This is a genomic window from Aeromonas sp. s5 (genome assembly GCF_040907865.1).
GTDB lineage: Bacteria > Pseudomonadota > Gammaproteobacteria > Enterobacterales > Aeromonadaceae > Aeromonas > Aeromonas dhakensis.
Genome location: NZ_JBFOCO010000033.1, coordinates 779,596 through 797,523, shown reverse-complemented (window position 1 = coordinate 797,523; position 17,928 = coordinate 779,596). Strand labels below are relative to the sequence as shown.

At 56.1% G+C, this 17,928-nt stretch carries 14 protein-coding genes and 2 pseudogenes; 9 read left to right on the top strand and 7 right to left on the bottom strand.

Annotated features, from left to right (window positions below; all coding sequences use genetic code 11):
* Window positions 1-19: 19 nt before the first annotated feature.
* The 3 genes from infC (at window position 20) to rplT (ending at window position 1,206) form a co-directional block, all read left to right on the top strand.
* A complete protein-coding gene (gene infC / locus AB5Y94_RS22930) occupies window positions 20-550 on the top strand; it encodes a translation initiation factor IF-3 (RefSeq protein ID WP_185219337.1) in 531 nt (176 codons plus the stop codon).
* A gap of 86 nt (window positions 551-636) precedes the next feature.
* Window positions 637-834, top strand: a complete 198-nt coding sequence (gene rpmI, locus AB5Y94_RS22925; protein ID WP_005300673.1) for a 50S ribosomal protein L35 — start codon at window positions 637-639, stop codon at window positions 832-834.
* Window positions 835-849: 15 nt separating this feature from the next.
* The gene (gene rplT / locus AB5Y94_RS22920) at window positions 850-1,206 is read left to right on the top strand and encodes a 50S ribosomal protein L20 (protein ID WP_005300683.1); all 357 of its coding nucleotides are present in this window, start codon (window positions 850-852) and stop codon (window positions 1,204-1,206) included.
* Between the two features lie 113 nt (window positions 1,207-1,319).
* Here rplT and AB5Y94_RS22915 read toward each other — a convergent pair whose 3' ends face one another.
* The 3 genes from AB5Y94_RS22915 to AB5Y94_RS22905 all read right to left on the bottom strand — a co-directional run bounded on the left by AB5Y94_RS22915 (window position 1,320) and on the right by AB5Y94_RS22905 (window position 2,760).
* Entirely contained in the window at window positions 1,320-1,487 is a 168-nt protein-coding gene (locus tag AB5Y94_RS22915; protein ID WP_368206665.1) for a hypothetical protein, read from the bottom strand.
* 45 nt (window positions 1,488-1,532) lie between these two features.
* Window positions 1,533-2,246 carry a contractile injection system protein, VgrG/Pvc8 family gene (locus tag AB5Y94_RS22910; RefSeq protein WP_368206664.1) on the bottom strand — a complete coding sequence of 238 codons (714 nt, stop codon included), beginning with the start codon at window positions 2,244-2,246 and terminating at the stop codon, window positions 1,533-1,535.
* A gap of 358 nt (window positions 2,247-2,604) precedes the next feature.
* A complete protein-coding gene (locus AB5Y94_RS22905; protein WP_368206663.1) occupies window positions 2,605-2,760 on the bottom strand; it encodes a hypothetical protein in 156 nt (51 codons plus the stop codon).
* A 537-nt stretch (window positions 2,761-3,297) separates the two neighbouring features.
* Between AB5Y94_RS22905 and AB5Y94_RS22900 the strand changes: the two genes are divergently transcribed.
* Window positions 3,298-4,179, top strand: a complete 882-nt coding sequence (locus AB5Y94_RS22900; RefSeq protein WP_368206662.1) for a hypothetical protein — start codon at window positions 3,298-3,300, stop codon at window positions 4,177-4,179.
* 90 nt (window positions 4,180-4,269) lie between these two features.
* On the opposite strand, the pseudogene AB5Y94_RS22895 reads toward AB5Y94_RS22900, so the two are convergent.
* The 4 genes and pseudogenes from AB5Y94_RS22895 to AB5Y94_RS22880 form a co-directional block, all read right to left on the bottom strand.
* Window positions 4,270-5,024, bottom strand: a pseudogene (locus AB5Y94_RS22895) (IS3 family transposase); the annotation flags it as partial.
* A gap of 65 nt (window positions 5,025-5,089) precedes the next feature.
* A complete protein-coding gene (locus AB5Y94_RS22890; RefSeq protein WP_368206661.1) occupies window positions 5,090-7,054 on the bottom strand; it encodes an acyltransferase family protein in 1,965 nt (654 codons plus the stop codon).
* Between the two features lie 225 nt (window positions 7,055-7,279).
* A complete protein-coding gene (locus AB5Y94_RS22885; protein ID WP_368206660.1) occupies window positions 7,280-7,507 on the bottom strand; it encodes a hypothetical protein in 228 nt (75 codons plus the stop codon).
* Between the two features lie 245 nt (window positions 7,508-7,752).
* Window positions 7,753-8,546, bottom strand: a pseudogene (locus AB5Y94_RS22880) (replication endonuclease); the annotation flags it as partial.
* A gap of 450 nt (window positions 8,547-8,996) precedes the next feature.
* On the opposite strand from AB5Y94_RS22880, the gene pheS reads away from it, so the two are divergent.
* Genes pheS through AB5Y94_RS22855 form a run of 5 tightly spaced genes read left to right on the top strand, consistent with a single transcriptional unit; the run spans window position 8,997 to window position 17,928 of the window.
* Entirely contained in the window at window positions 8,997-9,980 is a 984-nt protein-coding gene (gene pheS / locus AB5Y94_RS22875) for a phenylalanine--tRNA ligase subunit alpha (protein ID WP_005300689.1), read from the top strand.
* Between the two features lie 12 nt (window positions 9,981-9,992).
* Window positions 9,993-12,380: a phenylalanine--tRNA ligase subunit beta gene (gene pheT / locus AB5Y94_RS22870; protein ID WP_368206659.1), complete on the top strand. Its 2,388-nt coding sequence runs from the start codon at window positions 9,993-9,995 to the stop codon at window positions 12,378-12,380.
* A gap of 3 nt (window positions 12,381-12,383) precedes the next feature.
* Window positions 12,384-12,680 carry an integration host factor subunit alpha gene (ihfA, locus tag AB5Y94_RS22865; RefSeq protein ID WP_005300715.1) on the top strand — a complete coding sequence of 99 codons (297 nt, stop codon included), beginning with the start codon at window positions 12,384-12,386 and terminating at the stop codon, window positions 12,678-12,680.
* Window positions 12,681-12,734: 54 nt separating this feature from the next.
* Entirely contained in the window at window positions 12,735-16,679 is a 3,945-nt protein-coding gene (locus AB5Y94_RS22860; protein ID WP_368206658.1) for a transporter substrate-binding domain-containing protein, read from the top strand.
* Between the two features lies 1 nt (window position 16,680).
* The gene (locus tag AB5Y94_RS22855; RefSeq protein WP_324002307.1) at window positions 16,681-17,928 is read left to right on the top strand and encodes a response regulator; all 1,248 of its coding nucleotides are present in this window, start codon (window positions 16,681-16,683) and stop codon (window positions 17,926-17,928) included.

Below are 17,928 nucleotides of genomic sequence, written 5' to 3'. Positions count from 1 at the left end.
TATAAAAGGCGGAAAAAAACTGGGCAAGCAACCGCAAGCCCGCGCTCACCGGATCAACGAAGAGATCCGTCTGAAAGAAGTTCGTCTGACTGGCCTGGATGGTGAAGCCATTGGCATCACCTCCATCCAGGATGCTCTGAACTTGGCCCTTGAGGCCGGAGTGGATCTGGTCGAGATCAGTCCGAACGCTGAGCCGCCCGTTTGCCGGATCATGGATTACGGCAAATTCCTCTACGAAAAGAGCAAAACCACCAAAGAACAGAAGAAAAAGCAGAAAGTCGTCCAGGTCAAGGAAATCAAATTCCGTCCTGGCACCGACGAAGGCGACTATCAGGTAAAACTACGCAACCTGGTTCGCTTTCTGGAAGACGGGGACAAGGCAAAGGTCACTCTGCGCTTCCGTGGTCGTGAAATGGCCCACCAGGATCTTGGTATCAAGGTTCTGGAGCGCGTCAAGAACGACCTGGAAGAGCTGGCCGTAGTCGAATCGTTCCCGAAAGTCGAAGGCCGTCAAGCTGTGATGGTCCTCGCACCCAAGAAGAAATCTTAAGGCCCACAAGAAATTGACTCATGGGGCCAGCCCCATGAGTCGGTTCGCCTTGCGATTTTGTTGTCACTCACAATGCGGAGTATGAAATGCCGAAGATGAAAACCAACCGGGGCGCCGCAAAGCGCTTCAAGAAGACTGGCTCAGGTCGCTTCAAGTGCAAGCACAACCACCTGCGTCACATCCTGACCAAGAAGAGCAGTAAGCGTAAGCGTCAGCTGGGACCGAAGTTCTTTGTTTCCGCTGCCGACCACAAACGTGTTGTCGCTTGTCTGCCGTACGCATAAGGGGGGATGTGAAAAATGCCAAGAGTTAAACGTGGTGTGACCGCTCGCGCTCGTCACAAGAAAGTAATGAAAGCCGCCAAGGGTTACTACGGCGCCCGTTCCCGTGTCTACCGCGTAGCGGTACAAGCGGTAACCAAAGCTGGTCAGTATGCCTACCGTGACCGTCGCCAGAAAAAGCGTCAGTTCCGTCAACTGTGGATTGCTCGTATCAACGCAGCAGCCCGTCAGAACGGTCTGTCCTACAGCCGTCTGATCAACGGTCTGAAGAAGGCTTCCATCGAGATCGATCGCAAGATCCTGTCCGATATCGCCGTTCACGACAAGCTGGCTTTCACCGCCCTGGTTGAAAAGGCCAAAGCAGCTCTGGTCTAATCCGGTTCTGTTATAAATGCTAAAAGGAGGCTTAGGCCTCCTTTTTTGTATCTGTAACTTATTGTTTTATATTGATATCCCCTTCCCTGTGTCCACGCATTTTCTGGATGTGATCACTCCGGCAGTTCTACAAGCTTCACTTCGAGTCGTACGCGGTTGGTATAGCCCTGATTGGTGAGGTCGTGCACCACCTGGGTGAGTAGCCAGTCGGCCTCATCGATCTGGGGCTTGAACCCTCTGACGATAGTGGGTTGCTCCGGGTAGAGTTCGGGGCGGCCCATCGCTAGGGTGATCTGGAAGTCGGCTATGCCGCGTTGCAGTTTTTCTCATTCGGCCTGGGCGGCCAGCATGGCATTTGCCTGGCTGGCATAGACATGCCGCAGCTCTTTGACGTTCTCGCTGCTACCGACCATCAGTTCGTTCTCTTGCTTGTTGACCATGACCTCCGGGGGTAAGGGCCGTTTCTGATTCGGCTTGCTCTTCTTGTTGCGCTTCACCTTGATTTTCTTTTTCTCAGCTGTCTTGTTGTCTTGCCAGTATGTGGTCACGCCGGCATAGGCATCCCGGTCAGCTACTGAGAAGCGGTGGTGATCGCCATCCCGACGGGTGATAGTGATGGCTGGCAGAGGCTGACCGCTGGCGGTGATACCTTGGCCTGCCTTGATAAACAGCAGGCAACCATTCTTCACAGTGGCGATGCCATCGCACTGACCAGTCAGGCGGGTGAGGAAGGCGAGATCGCTCTCGTTGGCCTGGTCAATGTGGTCTATCACTTGGCCCTTGAGCGAGTCACTTACGCAAGGGGTGAGCTGGTAGCGGGCGGCAACCTCGCTGACGATGCCGCTCACGGTGGTCTGGTGCCAAATTTGCTTACGCAGTTTGTTCATGCCGCCGCGCAGGTCGACTGACTTGCCCTGTATGGTGAGCACATCCGGTGTCCCGCCGTGTTCCACCTCGTCGATCTTGTCTGTGCCCTTGTCGACCAGGGCCTGGCTTTGCCGGCCGATGAGGGCGCGCAGAATTGCGCCTCGGTTTGGCATGTCGAGCTGACAGTCGCGATCATCGAGAGTGATCTCGATGGTGTCGACTGTGAAGCCCTGGTTGTCGTTGCTGGATCACCCTGTGCGCCATCGGTGATAGCGATGGCCTTGGCGCGGCTGCGGCTGCCCAGCTTGTTGAAACTGGCTGATCCCGGTTGGCTTCGCGCACTGGGCGAGCGATGCCATCCCGGCTTGGTCTTCTTCTATCCCAGCCACTGTCAGGCCGACACTGACTCCCGCAATGGATTCTGGTGCCGGATGCCCCTGAAAGGTGCCCCGATAGAGGGTGGCCCGTTATGTGAGAGAGTGCCGTTATGATATGTCAGTGACCCGCGCCAGATGGGATAGAGGGTTGCCATCAGAGCTTGAAGATCTTATTGGAGCCGTTATCCCAGGCGATGATGATGTCGCCGCCGTTGGTGCTGACCGGCAGGTCCGCCGCCGTTTCGAACAGGGCGATCAGCGGGCTGGTCGCGACGCTGCCGGTGTCTTTGTAGATGGCGCAATACTTCACCGCCGCCGTGGGTACGGCGCTGAAAGGCGTTGTTGCCCAAATCGATGCAGCTTGAATGGAACTAACTGAGGACTTGGTGATCTGATCATCACCATCCTTTTCAAGTCTGCATCATGGGCACGTCGCTTCACCCCATCACCAACTGGCCTAAATACAACAAGTCTTTGATTAATAGTGGTTCACTCACCTTCTCAGGCGGTGACGGTGCCTATGCGGATCAGGTTGTCGATCAGGCGTTTGAGTTCGGTTGCATGGGCCATTGTTTTGGGCAATGGCCTAGAAGACGAGAGACTGTAAATGTGCCGCTGTACTACACACTGGTTTCATAAATATAAAAATAAATCCTTATGAAATGTGATCTGTTTCATAGAAATAGAATATTCATGGAAAGTTATATTGTCAGTAGCTATTACTTTAAACTTACAGCTATTATTGTAGCTAGAAAGTAGTATGTATTTTTTCTAAGTAGAATTATTTGATGTATAACTTGTTACTTGATTTTGTGGGTTTGTATGACCGTATTTTTATGGAGGATATATGTTTTATAATAAGGTTTTATTGCTAATATTTACTTCAATGCTTTGTGGATGTGCGGAAGAACCATTTAGATTCATAGATACAACTGTGATTGAAAACAAAATTGTACCGCCAGAGATTGAATCCTCTATACCAGCATCGATTTATCGTCACGATTTAAATGCTTTGACTGGTCAACTAGCAATCGTTGATGATCATGGCAAGATAACCCCAGTATTAAAAGCCGTGGATCCACAAAAGCTACCCATTGTCACAGCAATCCCAGAAGAAGCTGGGTTGATTTATAGCTCAATAATATCTGGTGGTGGAAATTCAATATTAAAAGCAGTTTCTGTTGATGCTAACTTGTCGAGTAAGCAGAAAGCAGAGGTTGTAATTAGGCAGCAAGCACGTTCAATGCTAGCAGATATACCTAGAGATATTGTTTTAGAAAAATCAGAGCTTGTTTCCCCAAAGGGAAATCAAAAATTAGTATATATTACCGGGACGGTTTTATCGCTTATTAAAATAACAGCTCTTGATGAGGTGGAAACTGGGGCTACCGTAAATTATGGGCCAGTTTTTGGATTTAACAATAAAATTTATCTAGCTTCTACACAGTTTTCAAATAATTACGTTATTACCCTAAATACTGTTGATGTAGAAAGTTTGAAAAAGAAAAAGTTGGAATCGGTTACGGTATCAAATGATGTAGCCAAAGAGTTGACAATGCCTGCTCCTACTGCACCAAAACCAATCATAGTAACTGAGACTTCTGCTTCACCATCTGAAAACGTTATTGCACCAGCCCAAACCACGAATGTTAATGCTCCAGTAATATTGCCATCACCAGAGCTTACTATATCACCTGAAAGTAGTACGGAGATCCAGATATCACATTAAGGTTTATATTGTGGTTTATAAATGCTGCTTTGACAGATTCGAGGTAATGGTAGTTTCCTCGAGTATAATTTCTTCATCGAGGTGTAATGGTCAACTAAATCCGGACACTTGATTAGGCCGATCCTCGGCTCTTGCTGGCGGTATCCCAGCAGTTTCCACGCCGACTCATACTCTGGGTCATACGATAACGCCACAGTCGTTGCCGAAATGCCCGGCTGCCATATTGACGGCCTTGGTCTGAGTGAAACAACACACCGGATGGGCAATCCCGCTGCTGATAGGCCATCTCCAGTGCTTTGATTGCCCGCTCTGCATCAGGCTTGTCAGACATCGCCCAGCCCACGACTCGCCGGGGATGAAGGTCAAGCACCACTGCTAGGTAATGCCAACGAGCACTTGCCCAGACGTAGGTGATATTGCCACACCACTCCTGATTGGGTTGCTGAGCATCAAATCCGCGGGCCAGCAGATTCGGGATATCCGGACGTTCAGAACATGCAACCTTATAACGGTGTGCGCCTGGCTGTTTGGATGCCAATCCAGCTTCCTTCATCAGGTTACGGACTTTGAATCGGCCAATCTGATACCCCAAACTCCCGCATCATCGACATCAAAGCACGGCTGCCTGCCGAGTCCCGGCTTGCTTTAAACAAACGGGGCAACTCGCTTCGTTGTTTCATCCTCTCACGGTTAATCGTCCGCTTGCGGGCTAACCAAGGTGATAGAGGCTTGCTCCCTTAATCGGTCTATCAGCGCGTACGTGTGAACTCGTCCGCCATCAAGAGAGTTGTAGCCTTTTTTAGTATGTCCTTTTCGCGATCAAGCCGGTTAATGCGGGCTTATAAAAAGGTGCATCTAAAAAGCTGAATCTTCACGAACATTGATTATTGAATGCTAAACGACTCTTAGCTTATTCAAGTACATCATCAGAGAAGTGTTTCATAAGGCTTTTTGAGCCAGATATAGATAAATGTGCATAATCAGAGTACAAGACCTCTGACTTAATAATTGGTCGGCATTTTCCTGATGTGCAAAAGAAGCTATAAGGATTGATGAAATGCACATTTTTTAGTCCAACTAGGACATTGCTAATGCCTATGTTATCAGAAAATGCAGCCCCTTCCGATTCCGGGAATACTAATTTGTCTTGGCATTCAGAGGGTATGAAAATAGGCCTCTCGAGGCATGCCTTGATACTGAGTCCTTTTTTTGAACCATCCCCTGGAGGTGACCCGAAAATGATTATTTTCTTATTTTTTCCGGCCGCGACAAGTAGGTCGTTAATATTTTCGAAAATCAATTCGTAATATTCTGATGGGTTGCTGAAACTTATAGAGTCGCCCCTTTTGTTTGAAAGCATTACTTGGTAGGCTGACCAGCTTTGAGCATATATGATTGTTGCATCATACTTTGAAAGTAACTCAATAGCTAATTTTGAAACCTCTAAGCACTCTGGTTTTGGAGAGCCATTTCTAGTGCTTACATATTTGACTCCGACAAAGCAGCCAGAGCTCCAAATTACAGCGGCTTTAAGTCCACGTTCTTTAAGCAACGAATCCAGCCCGGCAGTAAGATGACCTGCAAAACTATCACCAAATAAAACATAGCTTACTTTTTTACTATTCAGGTCGCCAAGAAAATGAATTTTCCCTGCTGAATAGTTGGCACCACCATAATTTTTACTGTGGTATTCTGTGGCGTTCTCGAATCTTCCTAGTGAATTGCTATCAATTCTCCAGTGCATTCCATCAGAAAAATAAGTATTAAATGAAATAGACATAGTCAATAAAGACACTGAAGCAAGTGATATGAGTTTGAATCTTTTTATGGTTGAAAAGGTAATTCTTCTAAATTTATTTTCAATAAAAACATATAAAGGACACGCAAATATGATGCTAGTAATGACAAGTAAGATTTTTTCAATATAAGATGGAGTTGAGTAAATGTAGTAATTGTAAAATGTTAGTATTGGCCAATGTACGAGATACAGTGAGTAGGAAATAAGGCCTATCCAAACTGACACTTTGTTACTAAGGAGTCTGCCGGTATATTTAGCCGTCCCAGAATAAATGCAAAGACCAGAGAATAAACATGGCATCAATGCATGCCATCCTGGGAAAGGAGTCTGCTTATCAAAATAAATCACACAAAAAAGCAATCCTGATATACCTATTATCAGGAAAGCTTCTAACAAGGCATTGTTTATTTTTCTTTTGGGTAACCAATGAAGTAAAACACCCACGGAAAATTCAAAGCCTCGTGAAAAAGTAGAGAAATATGAGAGCGGAGAGCCAGATGAGATATAGTGCTGCGATAAAGCTAAAGAGAGTACGCCAACCAACAAAATAATGAAAAATGAAATTCCCCTTGATGTTTTGTAGAATATTGAAAGCATGAATGGAAATATTAAGTAGAACTGTTGCTCAACACTCAATGACCATGTATGTAACAAAGGGTTTGACGCTGATGATTCAGAGAAATAATCAGCACGTAGGTAATAATCATAATTCGACACTGAAAATAAAGAACTAGCAGAGGATCTACCAAGCTCTTTAAAATGAGCTGGTGAGAAAAATAGAAAGCCTAATATTACGCAAGAGAATACAACAAAAACAAGGCTGGGATACAACCTAAAGAACCGTCTTGAGATAAATTTGGTGAAGCTAAAGCTATTTAATTCAATGTCCTTTATAAGAATGCCGGTAATGAGGTAGCCAGATATTACAAAAAAAACATCTACACCAATGAATCCGCCACTAAATGTAGTGAAGCCTACATGAAAAAGCAATACGGAGATAACCGCAAACGCCCTTAAGCCGTCTATATCCGGACGGTAGTTTTCAAGAAATACGTGCTGATCGGCCACGGTTCTCATCTGACTGCTCTGTGTGGTTTCAAAAAGATTGAAAATATACGCTGTCTGTAGGGAATTGACTAGTGCTTTAAGGTAGTGATCCTACACGCATGTTGATTAACATTTGTTTGTCTGTGATTAGGCTTTGAATAGCTCTGTCATCCGTAGAGGTTATCAGAGGCGATAGCTAGCGCCCCCCTGAATTGTGCTGGTTCAGAGCATCTTCTTCATCATATACCTCTTCAGTTAAAGGCATTTGCGCTGACGGGCGGTTACGATTTCTGCCGCATGTCGGTCGTTATCGACTTTCATGCTGCTCACATGGGCCAGTTCTTGTTCGCTTGGTTTGTAACTAGAGTGTTCTTCAAGTAGACCGATAATGTCGCGCAATTCAAAAGCGGCTTGCTCTATGTCGGCGATAGGTAATGTTTCTATGAATTCAAGATCGTCCCCCGTCAACACGGCGCTGCGCACCTGCAGCTTCAGCCGCTCCTTACGCTGGTGTTCGGTTTCGGTGAACTCAGCGCTTTCTATCCCAGCCGCGACTTCGGATTATGACTAGGGCACCATCAGGCGGTCCCCCACGAGCCGAACCAATTGGTCTCCATTATTAAAAATGCTGCCCTGCTCGAGCAGTTTGTGGTCATTGAGTCAGGTTCAAGACCCAAACGGGGTAACTCACGAGCCAGCGGGGATCCGTTTTCTGCCGTATGAGATCCTTGCGTACAGTTATTGTCAGAGCTCCAAGGTGCCGGGCTGTCGCCCGTCTTAACCCCAACCACCCTCGCTGCAGCCTCGGTGGCTTTCCTGGCTTCATGGGTGCCTGCGGGCACAATTTCCCACCCTTGCAGGCGGGTCTTGATGCCCAGGCGAGCCGAGGTGATGCCCATCAGGCGCTTGATGTCTTCGCCTGGAGCGTTGGCCTGCTCCTCGATAAGGTGGGCCAGCTTGATGGGGTGTTCGGCACGGGTAGCTAGTGCACCGCCAATGGCGTGCAGATAGCAGCGGAAAATGCCGTTATCTGCGGCAAAGCGGGCCGCCTCAAAGCGTGGGTCTTGCAGAACTGGCTTGGGCGGGCCAACCAGATCGGCATTCTTTTTGGCATTGCTGATGCGGCGCAGCTCGCGCCATACACCGACCGGGGCGCCTCCGATCTGCTGGAAGGTGCGAATGCCCCACCAACTGGCCCAGGCCACGGCATGCAAGGCGCCTTCATCAGCAGCGGTGCCGGCCTCGTCGTCGTCCAGGTAGGCGCCGTTGATGTTCTTGGCGATGTATTTGGCGATATAGCCCGCGGCATCCCCCTTGGACGGATCTATCTCTTTCCAGTCAAAGCGGGGGTAAAGTCGGTAAAGGGTGGGGCGCCCTTGATATTCCGTACTCGCTCATCGTGGTCATCGGTCAGGGCATAGCGTTGCAGGATGCCGCTCACCCAGGCCCAATATTGCGGGCGCATAAATAGCAGCAGGTGCCAGTGCGGGGAGCAGTCGTGGTGGCGCTCTCAGATCAGAAAGGGGGAGGGTACTTATCTCTGTGCTTTGAGTAATACAAAGGGAGCTTCCACAAGCCAATCAAGGGGATGGGCCAGGTTCCAGCTCTAGTTGTCTCGGCGCTTGCCGGTATTGAACCGGGCAGAATCGATGGTTTGCCAACGCCTTTCCTTTGCACGCGATGTAAGCGGCAGCCGCGCTCAATCTGTGCTGTCCGGTCTCGATGGACAAACGAATGAATGTCGCGGGGTTGGCGATATTTAAAGCATTTAATATGCCAACAAACAAGAAATATTGATCGCCGATCGAGCAAGTGGCGGGCTCTGGTTGAAACCTCCCTTGATAACAAAATGATTTCTAGGGAGAAAAGGGCACCTTAACTATGGTCAGTGAAGGGGCTTTTTTTGTATTATTCCCCTCTTGACCTTATTTAGCCTAAAGGCTCCTGTACCGGGAGTGGTGACGAGGAAGACATGCAACAGCTTGAAGAAGTAGTCGGCCAAGCCAGGGCCGAAATTGAGGGCGTAAGCGACATCGCCGCCCTTGACGAAATCCGGGTCAAATATCTGGGTAAAAAGGGCTTTTTTACCGAGCAGATGAAGGGCCTGGGCGCCCTGTCCGCTGAAGAACGTCCTGCCGCGGGTGCCGTGATCAACCAGGCCAAACAGCAGGTTCAGGATGCCCTGAACGGGCGTCGTGAAGCCCTCGAAGTTGCCGTGCTGAACCAGAAGCTGGCCGCCGAGACCATCGATGTCAGCCTGCCGGGCCGCCGCATCGAGAATGGCGGTCTGCACCCGGTGACCCGCACCATCGAGCGCATCGAGCGCCTGTTTGGCGAGATGGGCTTCAAGGTTGCCCGTGGTCCCGAGATTGAAGATGGCTTCCACAACTTCGATGCGCTGAATATCCCGGCTCACCACCCGGCGCGTACCGATCACGATACCTTCTACTTCAATCCTGATCTGATGCTGCGCACCCACACCTCGGGCGTGCAGATCCGCACCATGGAACATCAGCAGCCGCCGATCCGCATCATAGCGCCGGGCCGCGTCTATCGTAACGACTACGACATGACCCACACCCCGATGTTCCACCAGGTCGAAGGCCTGCTGGTTGACGAGCATGCCAGCTTCACCGAGCTCAAGGGCATCCTGCACGACTTCCTGCGCAACTACTTCGAGGAAGACTTGACCATTCGCTTCCGTCCTTCCTACTTCCCGTTCACCGAGCCGAGCGCCGAAGTGGACGTGATGGGCAAGAACGGCAAGTGGCTGGAAGTGCTGGGCTGCGGCATGGTGCACCCGAACGTGCTGCGTTCGGTCGGCATCGATCCGGAAAAATACTCCGGCTTTGCCTTCGGCATGGGCGTTGAGCGCCTGACTATGCTGCGTTACGGGGTCAACGACCTGCGTGCCTTCTTCGAAAACGACCTGCGCTTCCTCAAGCAGTTCAAGTAAGGGCGAGAGAACATGAAATTCAGTAAATCCTGGGTGATGGAGTGGGTCCGCACCGAGTTGAGTGACAATGCACTGGCCGAGCAGATCACCATGGCCGGTCTGGAAGTGGACGCCGTGGAAGCGGTGGCCGGCCAGTTCAACAACGTGGTGGTGGGTGAAGTGGTCGAGTGCGCCCAGCACCCGGACGCCGACAAGCTGCGGGTGACCAAGGTCAACGTGGGCGAAGAAGAGCTGCTGGACATCGTCTGCGGCGCGCCGAACTGCCGCCAGGGCCTCAAAGTCTGTGTGGCCAAGGTCGGGGCGACCCTGCCGGGTGATTTCACAATCAAGAAAGCCAAGTTGCGCGGCCAGCCGTCCCACGGCATGCTCTGCTCCTTCAGCGAGCTGGGTATCGACGTCGAGGCCGATGGCATCATCGAGCTGCCGCTTGACGCTCCTATCGGTACCGATATCCGCGACTACCTCGCGCTCAACGACGTCAGCATCGACGTGGATCTGACCCCGAACCGTGCCGACTGCCTCGGCATCGCGGGTCTGGCCCGTGAAATCGGCGTGCTCAACAGCGTGGACGTGGTCGAGCCGACCTGGACCCCTGCTGCTGCCACCATCGACGCTACCTTCCCGATCCGGGTTGAAGCGCCGGCAGATTGCCCCCGTTATCTGGGCCGTGTCATCAAGGGGCTGAACCTGCACGCCCAGAGCCCGCTCTGGATGCAGGAGAAGCTGCGCCGCGGCGGTATCCGCTCCATCGACGCCATCGTCGACATCACCAACTACCTGCTGCTGGAATACGGCCAGCCGATGCACGCCTTCGACCTGGCGACGCTTGAAGGGGAACTGGTGGTGCGCCGCGCCAAGGTCGACGAGCCGATGACTCTGCTCGATGGCAACGAGGTGAAGCTCAAAGAGACCACCCTGGTGATTGCCGATGCCAAGGGGCCTGCCTGCATGGCTGGTATCTTCGGCGGCGATCGCACCGGTGTTTCCGAGACCACCACCGATATCCTGCTGGAGTGCGCCTTCTTCGCGCCGCTCTCCATCACCGGCCGTGCCCGTGCCTACGGCCTGCACACCGACTCCTCCCACCGCTTCGAGCGCGGGGTTGACCCCGAGCTGCAGGCCAAGGTGATGGATCGCGCCACCCGTCTGCTGCTGGATATTTGCGGCGGCGAAGCGGGCCCGGTCATCGAGGTCAAATCCGATGCCCATCTGCCCAAGGCTGCCCCCATCAAGCTGCGTCGTGCCAAGCTCGACAAGGTGATCGGCATCAGCGTAGCGGATGCGCAGGTGATCGAGATCCTGACTCGCCTCGGCATGCAGGTGACCGTGGATGCCGACGGCTGGACCGCGCTGGCTCCCTCCTGGCGTTTCGATATCGCCATCGAGGAAGATCTCATCGAGGAAGTGGCCCGCATCTACGGCTACAACAACATCCCGAACCTCAAACCTGCCGCATCGCTCGCGATGGTCGAGCAGGCAGAAGGGCAGGTGACCCTGAAGCGGGTGCGCGACCTGCTGGTCGATCGCGGCTTCCAGGAAGCGATCACCTACAGCTTCGTCGATCCCAAGGCTCAGCAGACCCTGTTCCCGCAGAGCGATGCCATCGTGTTGCCGAACCCGATCTCGGTCGAGATGTCCGCCATGCGTGTCTCTCTGTTCCCGGGTCTGGTGCAGGCGGTGGTTTACAACCAGAACCGCCAGCAGCCGCGCGTGCGTCTGTTCGAGCAGGGCCTGCGTTTCATCAAGGACGAAAATGCCGAGAACGGCATCCGTCAGGAGCCCATGCTGGCCGGCATCATCACCGGCAACCAGAGCGACGAGCACTGGGACATCAAGAGCCGCGCTGCCGACTTCTTTGATCTGAAAGGGGATCTGGAAGCTGTGCTGGACTTGACCGCCGAAGGCGCCACCTTCACCTTCGAGCGTGCCGAGCACAGTGCCCTGCACCCGGGCCAGAGCGCGGCGATCCTGCGCAATGGCGAAGTCATCGGCCACATCGGCGTGATCCACCCGAGCCTCGAGAAGAAGCTGGGCCTCAAGAGCCGCGCCGTGATGTTCGAGCTGGAGCTGGACAAGCTGACCCCGGCCAAGGTGCCGGTTGCAGCCGAAGTTTCCCGCTTCCCGGCCAACCGTCGTGACATCGCCGTGGTGGTTGATGTTGAGGTTCTGGCCGGCGATGTGCTGGCAGTAATTAAAAAAGTTGGCGGAAATCAGGTAGTTGGAATAAACTTGTTTGACGTATACCAGGGTGCTGGTATGGCCGAGGACAAGAAGAGCCTGGCCATCAGTCTTGTTCTGCAAGACACCCAGCGCACTCTGGAGGAGAAAGAGATTGCCGAGACCGTAGACAATGTCGTGCGGGCCCTTGGTGAAGAGTTGAATGCATCCTTGAGGGATTGATCTATGGCGCTTACCAAAGCCGACATTGCAGAGCACCTGTTCACCCAGCTCGGGATGAGCAAGCGTGAAGCCAAAGATATGGTGGAAGCCTTCTTTGAAGAGATCAGACAAGCGCTTGAGCGTGGTGAACAAGTCAAGATTTCAGGCTTCGGTAACTTTGATCTTCGTGAGAAGAACCAGCGTCCAGGACGTAACCCGAAAACCGGCGAAGATATTCCCATCAGCGCCCGGCGGGTGGTCACCTTCCGCCCTGGTCAGAAACTCAAGGCCAGGGTCGAAAATGTTGAACCCAACGAGTGACAAAAAGCCAGGCAACCGCCTGGCTTTTACTTTTTCATGATAAAAACCAGTCTTTTGCTAGGTCTGCTGCTGGCCGCGCCACTGCAGGCGATGGATCTGCCTCTCTCCACGACAGCCAAGGCATTTGCCGATGCCACCAAGTCGCTGACCATCTGTTATCCGGCGCTCATCAGACCGCCTTATCTCGATGAGTCGGGAGGGCTGCTGGTCGATCAGATGGAGCGACTGGCCGAACAGCTCCCCTTTCCGCTCATCTATCAGAAGCTGCCCAACTGGTCTGCCGTGCGCAGCGGATTGCTGGAGGGGCGCTGCGATCTCATTCCCAACGTGGGCCCCTCTCTGGAAGCACTGCCCGGGATGGCGCTCAGTCGTGCCATGCTGGAGGCCGAGTCCGCCATCCTCTATCGCGGCGAGCTGGAGCAGGCCAGGTTTCTGGTCTCGCCCATCTGGCAGGCGAACGAGGTGCTGCGGGCCCTCTATCCCCATTCAACCCAGCAGCCCCTGACCGAGGCGGAAAACTGGTACGCGGCGCTGGCGGCGGGCAAGGGGACGGCCTACCTCGGCGACTACCTGCAGCTGCGTTACCTGATGCGCGAATACCCGGACACCGGGCTGCGGCTGCGCCGCCTGCGCAGCGATGAGCTGGTGGTGAGCTACCGGCTGATGATGCGGGACAAACCGGCGCTGCGCGAGCTGATCGACACCGCCATCCGCTACCTGCCGCCGGGCTCCCTCTATCAGGATCTCGACCGCTACCTGGCGCAGGGGGAGCAGGACATCAACCCGCTCCACTTCACCGACAAGGAGCAGGCCTGGCTGGTCGGCACCTCCAGCGCCATCAAGCTGGTGGTCAACCCGGATCTGATGCCCTACAGCGGCCTCGACGAGCAGGGCGATCTCAAGGGGTGGAGCGCGGACGTGCTGAAACTGGTGAGCCAGCAGACCGGGCTCAACTTCCACGTGATCCCCACCGCCAGCCGGGAAGAGGCACTGGCCAAGCTGCAAAGCGGCGAGGCGGACATGATGGTCGGCCTGCTGGAGACGCCGGCCCTGACCGCTGCCTTCGACTTCACCCGGATCATGGCGGTCAGTCGTTATGCCCTGGTGAGCCGCAAGACGCAGCCGCTCGAGACGCTGGCGGCGGTGAAGGGCAGGATAGTGGTGCCCGCCACCCTCTATGACGAAGAGATGCTGACCCGCCTGGAGGGCGAACATCGTTGGCGCAAGAGCGACACCCTGGCAGCGGGGATTGCGGCGGTACAGAGCGGAGCGGCCGACGCCATGCTGGCCGAGCTCTATCAGCTGCAATACCCGCTTCGCAACAACCAGCTGGATGGGTTGGAGGTGCGGGAGCTGCCGCAACGCTTCGGGTTGGGGTTTGCCATCAGTCGGCACAGTCCCAGGCTTGCCGGGGTGATGGAGCAGAGCCTGATGACCCTCACCGGCAAGCAGAATGACGATCTCAAACTGCGCTGGCACCGGCTGGTACTGACCCAGCAGGCCGGGGTCAGCTACGGGATCTGGCTGGGTTCGGTGTTGCTGGCGCTGCTGATCAGTGCCGGTGTCATCTGGCTGATCTGGCGCTCGCGCCAGCAGCTGGCCCGGGAGGTGAGTCAGCGCCAGGCGATGGAGCAGACCCTGGCGCTGGAGAGCCAGTTCCGGGAGTCCCTGTTCCAGGCGCTGCCGGTGCCCGTGTTCCTGCGGGACAATCAGGGCGAGATCATCAAGCGCAACAAGCAGGCCAAGCGGCTGGAGGCCCGCTACCTGGCGGAGCTGCACTTGCCGCAGGCCCAGCTGCAGGAGAGCGAGGGGGAGATGGCCCTGGGCGATCAGGTCTACTCCTACGCCCAGATCCCGCTCCAGCTCGGCAAGCAGTCGCCGGCGGGGGATCTCATCGCGCTCTCCAACATCAGTGCCCTGCGCGAGCGCACCCGCTTGTTGCGCCAGGCCGAGCGGCGCCTGCGGGCGTTGACCAACACGGTACCCGGCGTGGTGATCCAGTTCCTGCTGCACGAGGAGGGGATCCGTCAGGTGGAGTTCATCAGCCGCGGCAGCTATGAGCTGCTGGGGCTGGCCAGTCAGCAGATCCGTCGCAACCCGGGCGAGGCGCTGGGACGGCTGGCGCCGCAGGACAAGGCCGAGATGCAGCAGCCCATGCGCGAGATGCTGCAGGCCGGCCAGCCCTTCTCCTATGCCCTGCGTTACCAGCATCCGCTCAAGGGTACCCGCTGGCTGCAGTTCTACGGCCGGGGACGCAGCCTGCCCGAGCAGGGGTGGCGGGTATACGGGGTGGTGCAGGATGTGACGGTGCGGGTCGAGCAGGAGCAGGCGTTGCAGGCCTCCCATGAGCGGGCCGAGCAGGCCGTGCTGGCCAAGGGCCGCTTCCTCGCGGCGGTGAGCCACGAAATTCGCACCCCCATGAACGCCATCCTCGGGCTGCTGGAGTGGCTCAGCCACACCCCCCTCAATGCCGAGCAGCACTCTGCGCTATCCCATGTCAGGCAGGCAGGGGACGAGCTGCTGGGCCTGCTCAACGACGTGCTCGATTTCAGCCGCAACGAGAACCGGCAGCTGGCGCTCTCGCCCCAGCCCACCGATCTGGTGGACTTGTGCGAGCATGTGGCCGCCGTGCACTGGTCCAAGGCTCGCTCCAAGCGGCTGCAACTGCGGCTGGATCTGGATCACCGGCTGCCCGCCCAGGTGGAGCTGGATCCCCATCGGGTGCAGCAGGTACTGCACAACCTGCTGGCCAATGCCATCAAGTTCAGCAGCCGTGGCGAGGTGGTGCTGTGGGCCCGCCGGGACGGCACCCAGCTGCTGTGCGGGGTGGATGACGAGGGGCCCGGCATCAGTGCCGAGCTGCTGCCGCGCCTGTTCCTGCCCTTTGAGCAGGGTGGGGAGGAGGGCCAGCCGCGGGCGCAGGGGACCGGGCTCGGGCTCGCCATCTGTCGCCAGCTGATGGAGCAGATGGGGGGCGAGATCCGGGTCGAGCCGCGCACGACCGGCGGCAGCCGCTTCATCTGTGCCCTGCCGCTGGTACTGCTGCAGGAGATGCCGCGCTGGCGCCCGCGGGTGAGCAGCGTCCATGTGGCGCTCGACGGGGCGGAGCGGGACTATCTGCTGCCCTGGCTCGGTGAGCTCGATCTGCCGGACGACCCGGCCGGCCCGGTACTGAGCGCCCGCCAGGATGAACAGGGGCTGCGCTACTGGGACTGGCAGGGCGAACCCTGGGTGCCGGGCTCTGTAGTCAGCCTGATGCAGCCGCGGCTGGTGCCCTCTGCCCAGGGCATGATCACGTTGCCGGGGCAGGGGATGCGGGTGCTGCTGGTTGAAGATCACGAGGTGAACCGGGTATTGATCAGCATGCAGCTGACCCAGCTGGGGGCCCAGGTGATCAGCGCGGCCAACGGCCAGCTGGCGCTCGACATGCTGCAGCACGAGACGGTCGATCTGGTGCTGACCGATCTGCAGATGCCGGTGATGGACGGAGCCGAACTTTGCCGCCGACTGCGAGACACCCCGCGCTGGCAACATCTGCCCACCTATGTCATCACCGCCGATCTCAGCGAGCCGGCGGCGGCGCAGTTGGCCAGCTGCGGTTGTCGTGGTCATCTGGACAAGCCGCTGCTGCTCAAGGATCTCGCCAATCTGCTGCGCACCCTGGGGGATCCCGCACCCGAGCCGAACCCGGAGCAGAAGGCGGCAGCACCGGCGCCCTGGTCAGAAGCCCAGATGCCGCTGCTCACCCCCGAGCTCATCTCCCTCTATCTGGAGGCGACCGGCCAGGATCTGGCCGACATTGAGCGCTGTGTCACACAAGCAGACGAGATGGCACTGGAAGCCGCTTTACACAAGATGAAGGGGGCCGCCAAAATGGTGGGCGCGACCCCGCTTGTCCAGGTGATTGAACAGTGGAAACGGGATCCACGGCAACCCCTGCTACCCCCGCTGCGGCAAGCTCTGGACGAGGTGTGCCGGCGACTACGTGAGAGGCTCTGACATGATCATCACAGATGAAGAGTTACTGGCGTTGCTGAACTCGGAAGAGACGGATGAGCGCCTGTTCCACCCCGTGACCATCTATGCCCTGGACGGGGTTGCCTATCGGGCGGCAAAAGCCGTCGAACTGCCGGAATTTGCCACCCTGCGCCGCACTCGTCCCGATGCCTGCTGGCAGTGGGAAGGGCTGTTTGCCGCCGGTGCCATCGCCCTGTTCGATCCCGACTCCCACGCCGGTGCCGACTACCTGCCGCAATTGACGGCGCAGGCGGAGGGGATCTATCGCCTCACCGATGACTGGCTGGCGGGGGTCAATGGCCGCTATCTGGCATGGCAGGAGTGGCTGGCCCAGACCCGGGTGTTGCTGCTGGAGGATCACCCGTTCCAGGGGGCCCACATCCAGCAGGAGATCAGGGGACTGGGATTGCCCTGCCTGTGGGTGCAGGATGGCAATGCCTGCATCAAGGCGCTGGCCGGTGGCGAGATCAAGCTGCTGGTGAGCGATCTCAGCCTGGTGGATCAGGATGCCATCAGCCTGCTGATGAGCCAGCCCCAATACCAGCACAGCGGCCTGCCCATCGTGCTGCTCTCCGCCCACGACCAGACCCTGATCGACGGCGCCCGCCGCCTGCTGCACGATGCCGGGTTCAACGTACTGGCGGCCCTGGCCAAGCCGCTGCTGGCCGACGATCTGCTGAGCCTGCTCAAGGGGCTTTATCTGGGGCCGCAGCGTCAGCGACGCCTGAGCGGACTGCGCCGTACCATCCGCACCTGGCAGGGGGAGGAGAAGGGGCTGCTCGGGCTCTTGTCCGATCCTCCGTCACCCTTGCCCATCTGGCTGGCGGTGACCGGCTTGCCGCCGCGCTGGGAGCTGGTGCGCGAGTGGCTCGTCCAGCGGGGCAGGGAGCCAGGCGAGCTCACCCTGCTGATCCACCGGCGCGACCACCTGTTGAGCCAGGCGGAGCGTTTTGCCCTGGTGCTGCAGGCCAGTCTGGCGGGGGCACGGCTCGCCCTGCTGCTGGACAACGATCAGCACATTCCGTTCGACTTGCTGGAGCGGATGCCGCTGCAGCACCTGCTGTTGGGGCAGAGCCTGCTGCCGAGCCTGGAGGCCATGACCCCGGACTCCCTGCTGGGGCGCTTCATCAACCGAGCCCGGGAGCTTGGCATCGCCCTCTATCTGGACGATCCCTTCAACCTGCTCGACCACAATCTGTGGCGCGATCGCGGCATGGCGGGGCGCTGGTAG